This window comes from Burkholderia sp. AU15512 (genome assembly GCF_002223325.1).
Lineage (GTDB): Bacteria > Pseudomonadota > Gammaproteobacteria > Burkholderiales > Burkholderiaceae > Burkholderia.
In genome coordinates, this window is the sequence record NZ_NKEX01000003.1 from 858,442 (window position 1) to 871,492 (window position 13,051).

General features: G+C 67.6%; 12 protein-coding genes. 5 read left to right on the forward strand and 7 right to left on the reverse strand.

Going from position 1 to position 13,051, the window contains the following annotated elements; translation table 11 throughout:
* Positions 1-4: 4 nt before the first annotated feature.
* From CFB43_RS06665 to CFB43_RS06695, 7 genes are read right to left on the reverse strand one after another with little or no spacing between them, the layout of a single operon-like run.
* A complete protein-coding gene (locus CFB43_RS06665; RefSeq protein ID WP_089494519.1) occupies positions 5-1,666 on the reverse strand; it encodes a serine hydrolase domain-containing protein in 1,662 nt (553 codons plus the stop codon).
* A 9-nt stretch (positions 1,667-1,675) separates the two neighbouring features.
* Positions 1,676-2,749, reverse strand: a complete 1,074-nt coding sequence (locus CFB43_RS06670; RefSeq protein WP_256989938.1) for a dipeptide epimerase — start codon at positions 2,747-2,749, stop codon at positions 1,676-1,678.
* Complete coding sequence (locus CFB43_RS06675) at positions 2,718-4,079, reverse strand: MFS transporter (protein WP_089494521.1); 1,362 nt, start codon at positions 4,077-4,079, stop codon at positions 2,718-2,720. The genes CFB43_RS06670 and CFB43_RS06675 overlap by 32 nt, the downstream gene beginning before the upstream one ends.
* A gap of 24 nt (positions 4,080-4,103) precedes the next feature.
* A complete protein-coding gene (locus CFB43_RS06680) occupies positions 4,104-4,532 on the reverse strand; it encodes an ExbD/TolR family protein (protein ID WP_089494522.1) in 429 nt (142 codons plus the stop codon).
* Between the two features lie 28 nt (positions 4,533-4,560).
* Positions 4,561-4,992 carry an ExbD/TolR family protein gene (locus CFB43_RS06685; protein ID WP_089494523.1) on the reverse strand — a complete coding sequence of 144 codons (432 nt, stop codon included), beginning with the start codon at positions 4,990-4,992 and terminating at the stop codon, positions 4,561-4,563.
* A gap of 3 nt (positions 4,993-4,995) precedes the next feature.
* Positions 4,996-5,784: a MotA/TolQ/ExbB proton channel family protein gene (locus tag CFB43_RS06690; RefSeq protein ID WP_089494524.1), complete on the reverse strand. Its 789-nt coding sequence runs from the start codon at positions 5,782-5,784 to the stop codon at positions 4,996-4,998.
* Between the two features lie 56 nt (positions 5,785-5,840).
* Positions 5,841-6,479, reverse strand: coding sequence for an energy transducer TonB (locus CFB43_RS06695; RefSeq protein ID WP_089494525.1), 639 nt, complete (start codon positions 6,477-6,479; stop codon positions 5,841-5,843).
* Between the two features lie 372 nt (positions 6,480-6,851).
* Between CFB43_RS06695 and CFB43_RS06700 the strand changes: the two genes are divergently transcribed.
* The 5 genes from CFB43_RS06700 (at position 6,852) to lpdA (ending at position 13,037) form a co-directional block, all read left to right on the forward strand.
* Positions 6,852-7,562: a response regulator gene (locus CFB43_RS06700; RefSeq protein ID WP_197523792.1), complete on the forward strand. Its 711-nt coding sequence runs from the start codon at positions 6,852-6,854 to the stop codon at positions 7,560-7,562.
* A 470-nt stretch (positions 7,563-8,032) separates the two neighbouring features.
* A complete protein-coding gene (locus tag CFB43_RS06705; RefSeq protein WP_089424947.1) occupies positions 8,033-9,265 on the forward strand; it encodes a 3-methyl-2-oxobutanoate dehydrogenase (2-methylpropanoyl-transferring) subunit alpha in 1,233 nt (410 codons plus the stop codon).
* 2 nt (positions 9,266-9,267) lie between these two features.
* The gene (locus tag CFB43_RS06710; protein ID WP_043182180.1) at positions 9,268-10,308 is read left to right on the forward strand and encodes an alpha-ketoacid dehydrogenase subunit beta; all 1,041 of its coding nucleotides are present in this window, start codon (positions 9,268-9,270) and stop codon (positions 10,306-10,308) included.
* Between the two features lies 1 nt (position 10,309).
* Positions 10,310-11,638 carry a dihydrolipoamide acetyltransferase family protein gene (locus CFB43_RS06715; protein ID WP_089494526.1) on the forward strand — a complete coding sequence of 443 codons (1,329 nt, stop codon included), beginning with the start codon at positions 10,310-10,312 and terminating at the stop codon, positions 11,636-11,638.
* A gap of 7 nt (positions 11,639-11,645) precedes the next feature.
* Positions 11,646-13,037, forward strand: a complete 1,392-nt coding sequence (gene lpdA, locus CFB43_RS06720; protein WP_089494527.1) for a dihydrolipoyl dehydrogenase — start codon at positions 11,646-11,648, stop codon at positions 13,035-13,037.
* Positions 13,038-13,051 lie beyond the last annotated feature (14 nt).

The window sequence follows — 13,051 nt, forward strand, 5'->3', positions numbered from 1 at the left end:
CGTATCAGGCTTCGGCGTGTACCCGTGTGAAAACCAGATGCCGGGTACGCGCGGTATCGACGCGAAAGCCGGTCATGTCGCCGCGCGTTGCGTCGCGCGTCAACGTAAGCATTCCGGTCGTGATGTTCACTGGATCGATCGGCACCAGTTCGAAAGCATCGTGGGCCAGCGGCGTGAGGCGGTAGTCGCAATGGCCCACCGCGCCGTGCAGGCGAAGCACGATGGCTTCGTCGTCGAGCCGAATGATCGCGTGGGCATCGGCGTCGTGGCTTGCAAATGTGCCGGACATCGCAGCGGCGAGATCCGGCGTCATCGCGGGCGCTTCGCCGACGCGTGCGAACGTGTCGACATGGCCGCAATGCACGATGCGCAGGCTGGAGAGATCGTTCGGTGTGCAGGACGATCCCCACCGCAGCGCCAACAGACCGTCGCCGCTCGCTTCCAGCTGGACGTCGTCCAGTTCATCGGCGCTGTCGTAGAGCGTCATCGAGCGTCTGGGGCAAAGGGGGCCCGCCAGCACCAGCGCACCGTCATGATCCTCCAGGGCATACACGGCGCCGGTGCGGGTCGACCGGTAGCTGCCGAGGCGTGCCGCGTGATCCGCGGCGCGCGCCGCGACAGGCGGGCCATCGCCATCCAGCTCGTCCGCCAGCACGATGTCGACGACACGCTTCGACAGTTCAAGCGGTGCGTCGAGCGCGCCGTTGCTGAGCAATACGATGTCAAGCCCGTGCGCCACCGATACCAGCATCTGGCAAGTTCCACCCACGACGCCACCGGAATGCTGCATCAGCTCGACACCTCGGTAGGTGCTCTGCGTGAGACCGAGCGAGTATTGGCTGCGCAGACCGCTGGAGAATACGGGCAACGCCAGCATCTGGCGCCAGGTGTCGGCGTTGCCGACGATCTTCTCGCTGCATCGCAGGTGCGCGGTCCATCGCAGCATGTCGTCGACGGTCGAGACGATCGAGCCTTCGCCGAGCAGTTCCCACGTCGGAAAGATGCCGCGCCGGAATCCGCCCATGCCGTCAGGCACATGCATCGTCGCGATGCCGTGCTCGATCTTCATGTCGTTGGGTACACATGCGGTGTCATGCATGAGAAGGGGCGCGAAAATATGGGTCGCGAGGAACGCGTCGAACGGCATCCCGCTCGCACGTTCGACGGCAAGCGAAAGCAGGTGATAGCCGCCGTTCGAGTACATCATGCGTTCTCCCGGCGGAAAATTTTCGTCGTGCTGACGTTGCTGCGAGGCGAGGAACGCGCCAGGCGGCGACATGGCGAGACCCTGTGTCAGGAGCGCCAGATCCAGTGCGCATCGCTGCCCGCCGCGATGCGACATCAACTGCCGCAGCGTCGGGCGGCCCGCGGCCGGCGGCAGCGCCGGCAGATACGTGCCGATGGGGGCATCGGCGTCGAGCGCGCCGCGCTCGCACAGGAGCAGCACGGCGAGGCAAGTGACATGCTTGCTGACCGAGCCGATGCGCATGCGGGTGGCCGGCGTGTTGGCGATGCCGTGTTCGAGGCTGGCCAGGCCGAACGCGCGCCGATACAGCAGCTGGTCGCGATGGACGATGCCGGCGATCAATCCGGGTGCATCGGCGCGGTGATCACGCGCGAACAGCGTGTCGAGCTGCGTCGTCGTGGTGGATGAGTCGGATGTCATGTCGATGGCTCAGCGAGAGGAGGCGGGGGCGCCGGCGTGGCCCCAGACGTTGGACGGGCAGTGCAGCAGGCCGTCGGTGTACGCGACACCCGGCTCGCGATCGCGTGCGAGGAAGATCGGTCCGTCGAGATCGACGTGATCGCACAGTTGCCCGAGCAGAAACGCGGGGGCGATCGCCAGCGAGGTGCCTGCCATGCAACCGACCATCACGGACAAGCCCGCTTCGCGCACCCGCGCGGCAAGGTCGAGTGCGCGCGTCAGGCCGCCGCATTTGTCGAGCTTGAGGTTGACGATGTCGTAGCGGCGCGCGACGGCGGACAGGTCGCCGAGATCCTGAAACGATTCGTCGGCCGCGAGCGGGACCGGACAATCGATTGCTTCGAGACAGGCGTCCACGCCGATCGCAAACGGCTGTTCGAGCATGCCGACATCAAGCTGTTGCAGCACGAGGAGCATCGTGTCGAAGTGCGCGCGTGACCAGCCCTGATTCGCGTCGACGGCGAGCGGTATTTCCGGGTGCACGTCACGGATGGCGAAGAGGCGCGCGGCGTCGGCGGCGCTGCCGTCCAGCTTGACCTTCAGCGCCCGCGCGTGGGGCAATCCCTGCGCGACCCCGGCCATCGCATTCGGCGTATCCACGCCGATCGTCATCGTGGTCCGCAACGGGCGCGGCTCGGAGAGGCCCGCGATGCGCCAGGCAGGCATCGCTTGCCGTTGCGATTCGAGCGCCCACAATGCCGCATCGACCGCATTGCGTGCGCCGCCGGGCGGCAATACGTCGAGCAATCGCGCGCGCGTGATGCCCGCTTCGATCGATGGTCGGACGCGCTCGATTTGCGCGGCGATGGATTCCGGCGTTTCACCGAGGTAAAAGACCCCGGAGGCTTCGCCGTTGCCGGCGTGGTGCCCGTCGTCGACGGTCACGCTCACGAGGCGAGCGGCGTCGATGACGTGGCCGGTGATATGGAACGGCGTGGCCAACGGCCAACGTTCGATACGCAGCGAAAGTGAGAGCGGGCGGGGTGACATGGGAGCGGAAGGAGGAGGGGAATTACGCATAGCGTTCGATCGCGTCGCGCACACCACGGCCCGCCGCACGCATCAACAGGCAGGCGGCAAAGAAGCCGAACGCCGCCACGCAGACGATCGACCACAGCAAGCCCTGGCTGAACGCATGCAGACGATCCGACATGAACCCGATGAACACGGGGCTGCCGGACTGCACGATGATCGACGTCAGCGCGCCGATCGCCGCCACGCGCGAGCGCAGGTGAGCGGGGCAGATGTTCTGCATGAGGGTGGGAAACAGCACCATGCCGGCGACCATGCAGGCGAGCTGTGCGCCGAAGAGCGCGTAGACCGGCGTCAGCGAGCCCACGGCCAGATACAGGAACGACAGGCCGCCGGCGACCAGCGCGCCACATTCACACACACGCAATGGCGCGAGTACGCCGAAGCGCGCTCGCATGCGGCCTGCAACGAGTCCGCTGAGCACGCAGCCCGCGATGCCGCCGGCCATCGCCGCCACACCCATGCCGCCGCCCGCTTCAGCCGGTGTCGCGCCGAAGGTTCGCACCGCCACGACCGGCATCCATGTCGCGACACCGCCGAACGACAGGTTGACCAGCCCGATGGCGCCAAAGAACTTGAGCATCATGATGGCTTCGCGCCGGAAGTAGACCGGTGCGGACGGCAGCGGCGCGGAAGTCCGGTGACGCGCGGTGGCTGCTTCCGTATCGCCGTGCTTGCCGGGGCGGATGAGCAGAACCAGCACGGCCAGCACGGGGGCGGGCAACGCAACGGCAAAGAACGCGAGCCGCCACGGTTCGAGATCGGCGAGTCCCGCCGGCAACGCGCCGTGCGCCGCCGCGATGCCGTGCATCAGTGCGCCGCCGAGCGCCATCCCCGCCCCTGAGCCCAACAGGTTGGCGAGCGCGAAGATCGCATTGGCGAGCACGCGCCGGCGCGCAGGGAACAGATCGGGAATCAGGCCGTAGATCACCGGCACCAGTCCGGCTTCGCCGATTCCCAGCCCGACGGTGGCGATGAACAACTGCCAGAAGTGGGTGGTCATGCCGCAGATCACGGTGGCGGCGCTCCAGACGAGGACGCACGCGACCAGCACGACACGGCGATCCACGCGGTCGGCGACCCAGCCGATCGGCAACGACGCCACGCCGGCGAACAGGGCGATGCCGGCGCCTTGCATCAGGCCGATTTGCGTGTCGGTCAGCCCGAAATCGTGGCGGATGGGTTCCGTCAGCAGGATCAGCATCTGACGATCGACGAACGCGAAGAACGCCACGATCACCAGAATCGCGAGACCGAACCATGCGCGCGGCCCGGCCGGTGAATCGGATGGCGGGCTCGAGGCCGCCACGGGGGCGAGCACGTCGGGGTTGGAGTCGAACATGAGGGCTCCGTGATGAGAAGGCGGTTACTGCATGAACTGCTCGTTGCCCACGAGCCCGATGCGGTTCGCGCCGAGCCGCTGCGCGGAGGCCATGACCATGGCGACGGCGCGGTAAGGCGCCGCCTTGTCGGGTCGCAAATGCAGTTCGGTCGGCGCGGGGTCGACGGCGACGTCGTGCAAGCGCGTTTCCAGTTGCTCGCGCGAATGCAGCGTCTCGCCGTTCCATGCGATGGCGCCGTCGGCCGCGATATCGATCTGCACCACCGGCGGTGTCCGCGGCTGCGACGGCGGTGCGCCGGTCGGCATGTCCAGCTTGACCGCGTTCGTCTGGATCGGAATGGTGAGGATCAGCATGATGAGCAGGACCAGCATCACGTCGATGAGCGGTGTGGTGTTGATCTCGATCATCACGTCGGGTTCGTCGGCGTTGCCGGTGGGCATCGTCATGGCCATCTCGGGTCTCCTGGTCGGTATGAAGGGATCATTGGCGCGGCGGCGGTTCGGTGATGAAGTCGACCTTGACGATGCCCGCCCGCTGGCAGGCAAACACGACCCGGCCGATGGCGGCGTAGCGCGCGTCGAGATCGCCGCGGATGTGGACTTCCGGTTGCGGCGACTGCACGGCAACCGCCTTGAGTTTCTCGACGAGCGTTGCGGCATCGGGCACGCGCCGTTCGTCCCAGAACACGTCGCCCTCTTTTGTCACGGCGAGAATCACGTTCTGCGGCGTCGTTTGCAGCGGCTGCACGGTCTCCTTGGGCAGCGTGACCGGCACGGTGTGCGAGACCACCGGAATCGTGATGAGGAAGATGATCAGCAGCACCAGCATCACGTCGACCAGCGGCGTCGTGTTGATGGACGACATGGTCTCGTCGTGCTCGGCGCCGTCGCGGGAGCCTGTGGTCATGGCCATGGCTTACCCCACGCGGGTCAGGGCGGCGGCCTTGGTCGCGGCGGCGGCCCCGGCCGTGGTCGTGCCGGTCAGGAGGACGATGTGCAGTTCCGTCGAAAACCCGCGCACGCGTTCCATCACCGCCTTGTTGCGGCGCACGAGCCAGTTGTAGCCGAGCACGGCGGGCACCGCGACGGCCAGGCCGATGGCCGTCATGATCAGCGCTTCGCCGACCGGCCCCGCGACCTTGTCGATGGAGGCCTGACCGGCGATGCCGATCGCCGTCAGCGCGTGATAGATGCCCCACACCGTGCCGAACAGGCCGATGAACGGCGCGGTCGAACCGACGGTGCCGAGAAACGCGAGGCCGTCCTGCAGGCGGCTCGAGACGGACGTGGTCGCCCGCTCGATGGCCGCCGCGACCCACTGGTTGAGGTCGACCTGTTCGACCAGCGCGCCTTCGTGATGGTCGAACGCCGCGAGACCGGTTTCGGCGATGAAGCGGAACGGGCTGCCGGCGTCCAGTTTTTTCGTGCCTTCGCTGAGACTGCCCGCTTTCCAGAAACCCGTTTCCGCCGCCTTCGCGCGGCGCAGCACACGCGCTTGCTCGAGCAGTTTCGCGACGATGATGTACCAGCTGCCTATCGACATGACGACCAGGATGAGCAGCGTGCCTCGTGCGATGAAATCCCCGCCTTTCCAGAGCGCATCGAGGCCGTAGGGATTCGTCACCGTGTCGGTGGCGGCGTGGGCGGCGCTGGCCGCGAGGAACAGTGCCGTCGCCAGGGCGGCCTTGCGGGTTCGGTTGAGCATGAATGTCTCCTGAAATGCGTTGCCAAGTGGAAAGGGAACGGCTGTCGGGGGCAGCCTCAATCGAGCTTGAAAGAGAAGGGCACCTGCACGCGGACTTCCTCGCCCTGTGCGACGCAGTGGAACTGCCGCACGGCGTTTTCCGCGGCCCGGTCGAGAACGGGCGCGGCCGACTGGGTCACGCTCAGGTCCTTGACGTTGCCGTCGGTGCCGACCACGAACGTCACGACGACGTCGCCGGTCAGGTTGTCCTTCAGCGCTTCACGCGGATAGCGAATGGCGGCGCGGACCTGCGTCGAGTTGGGACACACCACGCCGACGCTCGTCGACACCGGCGCCGCAGGGGCGGGCGGCGCCGGCGGCGCGACGGGGGCCGACGGCGCGGGCGTGGTCGACTGCGCGGCGATCGCGTTCGGCGACTGCGGTGCCGCGACGCGCACTTCCGGGGGCGGCACGAACGGCGGCGGGGGCGCGACGTGCTTCGGCGGCGGCGGTGCGATGTGCTTCGGCGGTGGGGGTGGGGGCAGCGGCGGCTTGATCTCTTCGATGATGCGCGTCTCGATCGGCTGACGAATCACGTCCACGACTTTCGTCGCGAGACCGGTGAGCAGTGCGTAGACGATCACCGCATGCAATCCGACCACGAAGGCGATGCCGCCGATGCGCCGGACAGGCGGCTTGGGTTGTGCGTAGTTCATGTCCCGCGTGTCTCCTGCGTCGATATGACTTGGGAGCCACGTTAAAACCCGGGCATTTCTGGTTCATATCGGCTTTGTATCGGCGCTGACACAAAGTCTTTCCGGATGGGCCTTGTCGCGGCGGGACTCGGGAAACCAGACGGAGCGGCGAAGGCGGACGATGGCCAGCGGCGTCTCTTCGGGAAAATACCGGGCGGGTTATCCATGACGTGAACGCTCGTCAGGCATCCCGATCGTTCCGGATGACCTTGTGGGGCAAGGTGCCGGGGCAATTATTTCAACGCTGCAACAATTCGTGCAAAAAGCCCTTATATTGGCGGGCAATAATGAGTGAGGCACATCTCACCGCCGCAACATCGGAGACAAGACGCCGTGAACAAAGCGATTCGTATTCTCGTCGTCGACGACGACTCGCAGATTCGCAGCCTGTTGTGCGACTGCCTGGCAGACTTCGGCATGACGACCGCGCAAGCCGGCAGCGGCGCGGAAATGCATCACGCGCTCGGCGAGGGCGGCTTCGATCTCGTGGTGCTCGACCTGATGCTGCCGGACGACGACGGCCTCAATCTCTGCCGCGAGATTCGTGCGACCTCGGAGATTCCGTTGATCATCCTGACCGCGCGCGGCGAGATGACCGACCGGATCGTCGGGCTGGAACTGGGCGCCGACGACTACATCGTCAAGCCGTTCGAGCCGCGTGAACTGGTCGCGCGCATCCAGACGATCCTGCGCCGCGTGCGTGCGCAAACGCAGGGCCGGACGCGGGCGCAGGAGGAAAGCCGCTTCGCCGGATGGCGGCTTCACCAGATCGGACGCCACCTGATCGCGGCCGACAACACGGTCATTCCGTTGTCGAACGCGGAATTTCGCCTGCTCAATGCGTTCCTCGCCGCGCCGGGGCGAGTCCTCAGCCGCGAATACCTGATGGATACCGCGCGCGGCAAGTCGATCGACACGTTCGACCGCAGCATCGACGTGCAGATATCACGCTTGCGTCAGAAGTTGCGCGAGGACATCAAGGAGCCGCGCCTGATTCGCACGATTCGCGGGGAAGGGTACATGCTGGATGTCGGTCATCGTTAGGGTTGCGTGCCGATCGTGGCCGTGATCGCGTGCGGTTGTTGCGGCGCGCAGCCGAACGTGAGCCGCGGGTCGTCGTGGTCGCTCGCGGGTACGTGCCTGCCGCGATCGGGCGGGTGTGGCATCCCACCCGGGATCGGCTGATTCCCGCGTCGGCGGCACGGTGGCGATATCGTCCGACGCATTCGGTATGCGGCCGCGGCGACGCCGGCAAATTCCCGTCCGGGCCCGGTTCGAAGCGGCACGGCCACGCGTGTTCGCGCGCCACGGCGGCCCCGCCCGCTGGTCGTCCGGTGTCCGACATGGCAAATCTGCTCACCGCAATCGAGCGGCTTGGGCATCGACGTCCGCCGCCGCAAGGCATAGATTTCCGAGGTTGACGTGCCTATCCGCACGCCAACCCGCGCGCAGGCCGGCAACCGGCCGCGCGTTCCTAATCAGCGTGAGACACAATCGAGCGTGGAGACGACACGATGAGCCTGTCAGAGCCATTGCGTCTGCATGTGCCGGAGCCCACCGGGCGCCCGGGCTGCAAGACGGACTTTTCCTATCTGCATCTATCGCCGGCCGGCGCCGTTCGCCGCCCGCCGATCGACGTTGCCGCGGCGGACACCGCCGATCTCGCCCGCAGCCTCGTGCGCGTGCTCGACGACAGCGGCAAGGCCGTCGGCCCGTGGGCACCGGATCTCGACGATGCGCGGCTGATCGCCGGCCTGCGCGCGATGCTCAAGACCCGCATTTTCGACGCGCGCATGATGATCGCGCAGCGTCAGAAGAAAATCTCCTTCTACATGTTGAGCCTCGGCGAAGAGGCGATCGGCACCGCGCACACGATGGCGCTGCGCGACGGCGACATGTGCTTCCCGACCTACCGGCAGCAGAGCATCCTGATCACGCGCGACGTCCCGCTCGAACGGATGATCTGCCAGCTGATGTCGAACGAAGGCGACCCGCTGAAAGGCCGCCAGCTCCCCGTGATGTACTCGGATCGCGACGCGGGCTTCTTCTCGATCTCCGGCAACCTCGCGACGCAGTTCATCCAGGCGGTCGGCTGGGCGATGGCGTCGGCGATCAAGGGCGACACGAAGATCGCGTCCGCGTGGATCGGCGACGGCGCGACGGCCGAATCCGACTTCCATACCGCGCTCACGTTCGCGCACGTGTACCGCGCGCCGGTCGTGCTGAACGTCGTCAACAACCAGTGGGCGATCTCGACGTTCCAGGCGATCGCGGGCGGCGAAGGCACGACCTTCGCCGGGCGCGGCGTCGGCTGCGGGATCGCGTCGCTGCGCGTCGACGGCAACGACTTCCTCGCGATCTACGCGGCGTCGAGCTGGGCGGCCGAACGCGCGCGCCGCAATCTCGGCCCGACGCTGATCGAGTGGGTGACCTACCGTGCGGGCGCGCACTCGACGTCCGACGACCCGACCAAGTACCGGCCGAGCGACGACTGGTCCCATTTCCCGCTCGGCGATCCGATCGAACGCTTCAAGCGCCACCTGATCGTCAAGGGCATCTGGTCCGACAGCGCACACGAAGCGTTGACGGCCGAGCTCGAGGCCGAGGTGATCGCCGCGCAGAAGGAAGCGGAGAAATTCGGCACGCTGGCCGACGACCGGATTCCGTCGCCGGCGTCGATGTTCGACGACGTGTACAAGGAGCTGCCCGCGCACCTGCGCCGTCAGCGCCAGGAACTGGGAGCGTGATCATGGCGCAACAAGAGACAGGCACGGCAACGCAGCCGATGACGATGATCCAGGCGCTGCGCTCGGCGATGGATGTGATGCTCGGGCGCGACAGCGACGTGGTCGTGTTCGGGCAGGACGTCGGTTATTTCGGCGGCGTGTTCCGCTGCACCGAAGGACTGCAGAACAAATACGGCAAGTCGCGCGTGTTCGACGCGCCGATCTCCGAAAGCGGGATCGTCGGCGCGGCGGTGGGGATGGGCGCGTATGGGCTGCGCCCGGTGTGCGAGATCCAGTTCGCCGACTATTTCTATCCGGCGTCCGACCAGATCGTGTCGGAAGGCGCGCGGCTGCGCTATCGCTCGGCCGGCCAGTTCATCGCGCCGATGACGATCCGCATGCCCTGCGGCGGCGGCATCTACGGCGGCCAGACGCACAGCCAGAGCCCGGAGGCGATGTTCACGCAGGTGTGCGGGCTGCGCACGGTGATGCCGTCGAATCCGTACGACGCGAAGGGGCTGCTGATCGCGTCGATCGAGAACGACGATCCGGTGATCTTCCTCGAGCCGAAACGGCTGTACAACGGGCCGTTCGACGGCCATCACGACCGGCCGGTCACGTCGTGGCTCAAGCATCCGGCCAGCGCGGTGCCCGAAGGCTACTACACGGTGCCGCTCGATACGGCCGCCGTGGTGCGCCCCGGCAACGACGTGACGGTGCTGACCTACGGCACGACGGTGCACGTGTCGCTCGCCGCGGCCGAGGAGACGGGCATCGACGCGGAGGTGATCGACCTGCGCACGCTGTGGCCGCTCGATCTCGACACGATCGTCGCGTCGGTGCGCAAGACCGGCCGCTGCGTCGTCGTGCACGAGGCGACGCGCACCTGCGGCTACGGTGCGGAACTGGTGTCGCTGGTCCAGGAACATTGCTTCTACCACCTGGAGGCGCCGGTCGAGCGCACGACGGGCTGGGATACGCCGTATCCGCATGCGCAGGAGTGGGCGTACTTTCCGGGCCCGGCCCGGGTCGGTGAAGCGTTGCGACGCGTGATGGAGGCGTGAGATGGGGATTCATGTCATCAAGATGCCGGATATCGGCGAAGGGATTGCCGAGGTCGAGCTGGTGGCCTGGCACGTGGAAGTCGGGCAGACGATCAAGGAAGACCAGCCGCTCGCCGATGTGATGACCGACAAGGCGGCGGTCGAGATTCCGTCGCCGGTGACGGGCAAGGTGATCGAGCTCGGCGGCCGGATCGGCGAGATGATGGCGGTCGGCAGCGAGCTGATCCGCCTCGAGGTCGAAGGCGACGGCAACCTGAAGGCCGGCGCACCGGTGCGGGAATCAAAGGTAGCAACCGCACCGGTCGCTTCGGCGCCGTCGCAGGCGGTAGCCGAGGCGCCGGCGGAATCGTCCGCCAAGCCCGCCGCGAAGCACGCACCGGCGGAGCCGCGTCGTGCGAAGCAGGCCGAGCACGCGGAGAAAGCGGAGCCGCCGCGCGCGGCGCTCGCGCCGGGCGAACGGCCGCTCGCGTCGCCGGCGGTGCGCCAGCGCGCATGGGACATGGGCATCGAGCTGCGCTATGTGCGCGGCACCGGTGAAGCAGGGCGGATCCTGCACGCGGACCTCGATGCGTATGCGGGCACTGGCAGCGGTGCGGCGCGCGGTTCGCACGCGCAGGGCTACGCCGAACGCAACGACGAAACCGACGTGCCGGTGATCGGCCTGCGGCGCGCGATCGCACGCAAGATGCAGGAAGCGAAGCGCCGCATTCCGCACTTTAGCTACGTCGAGGAGATCGACGTCACCGAGCTCGAATCGTTGCGCACGGAACTGAATCGCCGCCACGGCGACACGCGCGGCAAGCTCACGCCGCTGCCGCTGCTGATCCGCGCGATGGTGATCGCGTTGCGCGACTTCCCGCAGATCAACGCGCGTTTCGACGACGAAGCGGGTGTCGTCACGCGCTACGGCGCGGTGCACATGGGCGTCGCGACACAGACGGACGGCGGCCTCACGGTGCCCGTGCTGCGTCATGCGGAAGCGCGCGACGTGTGGTCGATTTCCGCCGAGATCGCGCGGCTCGCCGATGCGGTGCGCACGAACCGCGCGCAGCGCGACGAGCTGAGCGGCTCGACGATCACGATCTCGAGCCTCGGTGCGCTCGGCGGCATCGTGTCGACGCCGGTCATCAATCATCCTGAAGTCGGCATCGTCGGCGTGAACCGCATCGTCGAGCGGCCGATGATTCGCGACGGCGCGGTCGTCGCGCGCAAGATGATGAACCTGTCGTCGTCGTTCGACCATCGCGTCGTCGACGGCGCGGATGCGGCCGAATTCATCCAGGCCGTGCGCGCGGTGCTCGAGCGCCCGGCACTGCTGTTCGTGGAGTGATCACGCAATGAAGAACGAACACACCACGCTGCTGGTGATCGGCGGCGGCCCGGGCGGCTATGTCGCCGCGATTCGCGCCGGCCAGCTCGGCATTCCGACCGTGCTCGTCGAGCGCGACCGGCTCGGCGGCACGTGCCTGAACATCGGCTGCATTCCGTCGAAGGCGCTGATCCACGTAGCCGATGCATTCGAACAGGCCCGCGGTCACGCGGGCGAGGGCGCACTCGGGATCCGCGTGCGCACGCCCGAGATCGACATCGGGAAAAGCGTCGCCTGGAAGGACGGCATCGTCGACCGGCTGACGCGCGGGGTCGGCGCGCTGCTCAAGAAGAACGGCGTGCGCGTGCTGCACGGCGATGCGCAGGTGGTCGACGGCAAGACCGTCGACGTCGTCGGCGGCGGCCATACGACGCGCATCAGCTGCGAGCACCTGTTGCTCGCGACCGGCTCCGAACCGGTCGCGCTGCCGTCGATGCCGTTCGGCGGGCATGTCGTGTCGTCCACCGAGGCGCTGTCGCCCGAGACGTTGCCGAAGCGGCTGGTCGTCGTCGGGGCCGGGTATATCGGGCTCGAGCTCGGGATCGTCTATCGCAAGCTCGGCGTCGACGTGAGCGTCGTCGAAGCGGCGGAGCGCGTGTTGCCCGCGTACGATGCCGAACTCGCGCGGCCGGTTGCCGATTCGCTCGCGCGGCTGGGCGTGCGGCTGTTGCTCGGCCACACGGTGCTCGGGCTCGCGGAGCACGGCGCGGTGCGCGTGCAGGCCGCCGATGGCGCGGAGCAGACGCTGCAGGCCGACCGCGTGCTGGTGGCGGTGGGCCGCCGGCCGCGCGTCGACGGCTTCGGGCTCGAGTCGCTGCCGCTCGATCGCAACGGCCGCGCGCTGTGGATCGACGACGAGTGCCGGACGTCGATGCGCAACGTCTGGGCGATCGGCGACGTCGCCGGCGAGCCGATGCTCGCGCATCGCGCGATGGCGCAGGGCGAGATGGTGGCCGAGCTGATCGCCGGCAAGCGCCGCAAGTTCGTGCCCGCATCGATCCCGGCCGTGTGCTTCACCGATCCGGAGATCGTCACGGCCGGCTGGTCGCCGGACGACGCGCGGGCGGCCGATGTCGACTGCGTGAGCGCGTCGTTCCCGTTCGCGGCGAACGGGCGCGCGATGACGCTGCAGGCGACCGACGGCTTCGTGCGTGTCGTCACGCGGCGCGACAACCACCTGATCGTCGGTTGGCAGGCGGTCGGGCGCGGCGTGTCGGAGCTGGCTGCCGCGTTCTCGCAGTCGCTGGAGATGGGCGCGCGGCTGGAGGATATCGGCGGCACGATCCATGCGCACCCGACGCTCGGCGAAGCGCTGCAGGAGGCCGCGCTGCGTGCGCTTGGGCACGCGGTGCATGTGTGACGGGCGAGCCTCCT

Coding starts and splice junctions, on each gene's coding strand:
- CFB43_RS06665 (WP_089494519.1), bottom strand. CDS start 1,666: ATGACATCCGACTCATCCACCACGACGACGCAGCTCGACACGCTGTTC.
- CFB43_RS06675 (WP_089494521.1), bottom strand. CDS start 4,079: ATGTTCGACTCCAACCCCGACGTGCTCGCCCCCGTGGCGGCCTCGAGC.
- CFB43_RS06680 (WP_089494522.1), bottom strand. CDS start 4,532: ATGGCCATGACGATGCCCACCGGCAACGCCGACGAACCCGACGTGATG.
- CFB43_RS06685 (WP_089494523.1), bottom strand. CDS start 4,992: ATGGCCATGACCACAGGCTCCCGCGACGGCGCCGAGCACGACGAGACC.
- CFB43_RS06690 (WP_089494524.1), bottom strand. CDS start 5,784: ATGCTCAACCGAACCCGCAAGGCCGCCCTGGCGACGGCACTGTTCCTC.
- CFB43_RS06695 (WP_089494525.1), bottom strand. CDS start 6,479: ATGAACTACGCACAACCCAAGCCGCCTGTCCGGCGCATCGGCGGCATC.
- CFB43_RS06705 (WP_089424947.1), top strand. CDS start 8,033: ATGAGCCTGTCAGAGCCATTGCGTCTGCATGTGCCGGAGCCCACCGGG.
- CFB43_RS06710 (WP_043182180.1), top strand. CDS start 9,268: ATGGCGCAACAAGAGACAGGCACGGCAACGCAGCCGATGACGATGATC.
- CFB43_RS06715 (WP_089494526.1), top strand. CDS start 10,310: ATGGGGATTCATGTCATCAAGATGCCGGATATCGGCGAAGGGATTGCC.
- lpdA (WP_089494527.1), top strand. CDS start 11,646: ATGAAGAACGAACACACCACGCTGCTGGTGATCGGCGGCGGCCCGGGC.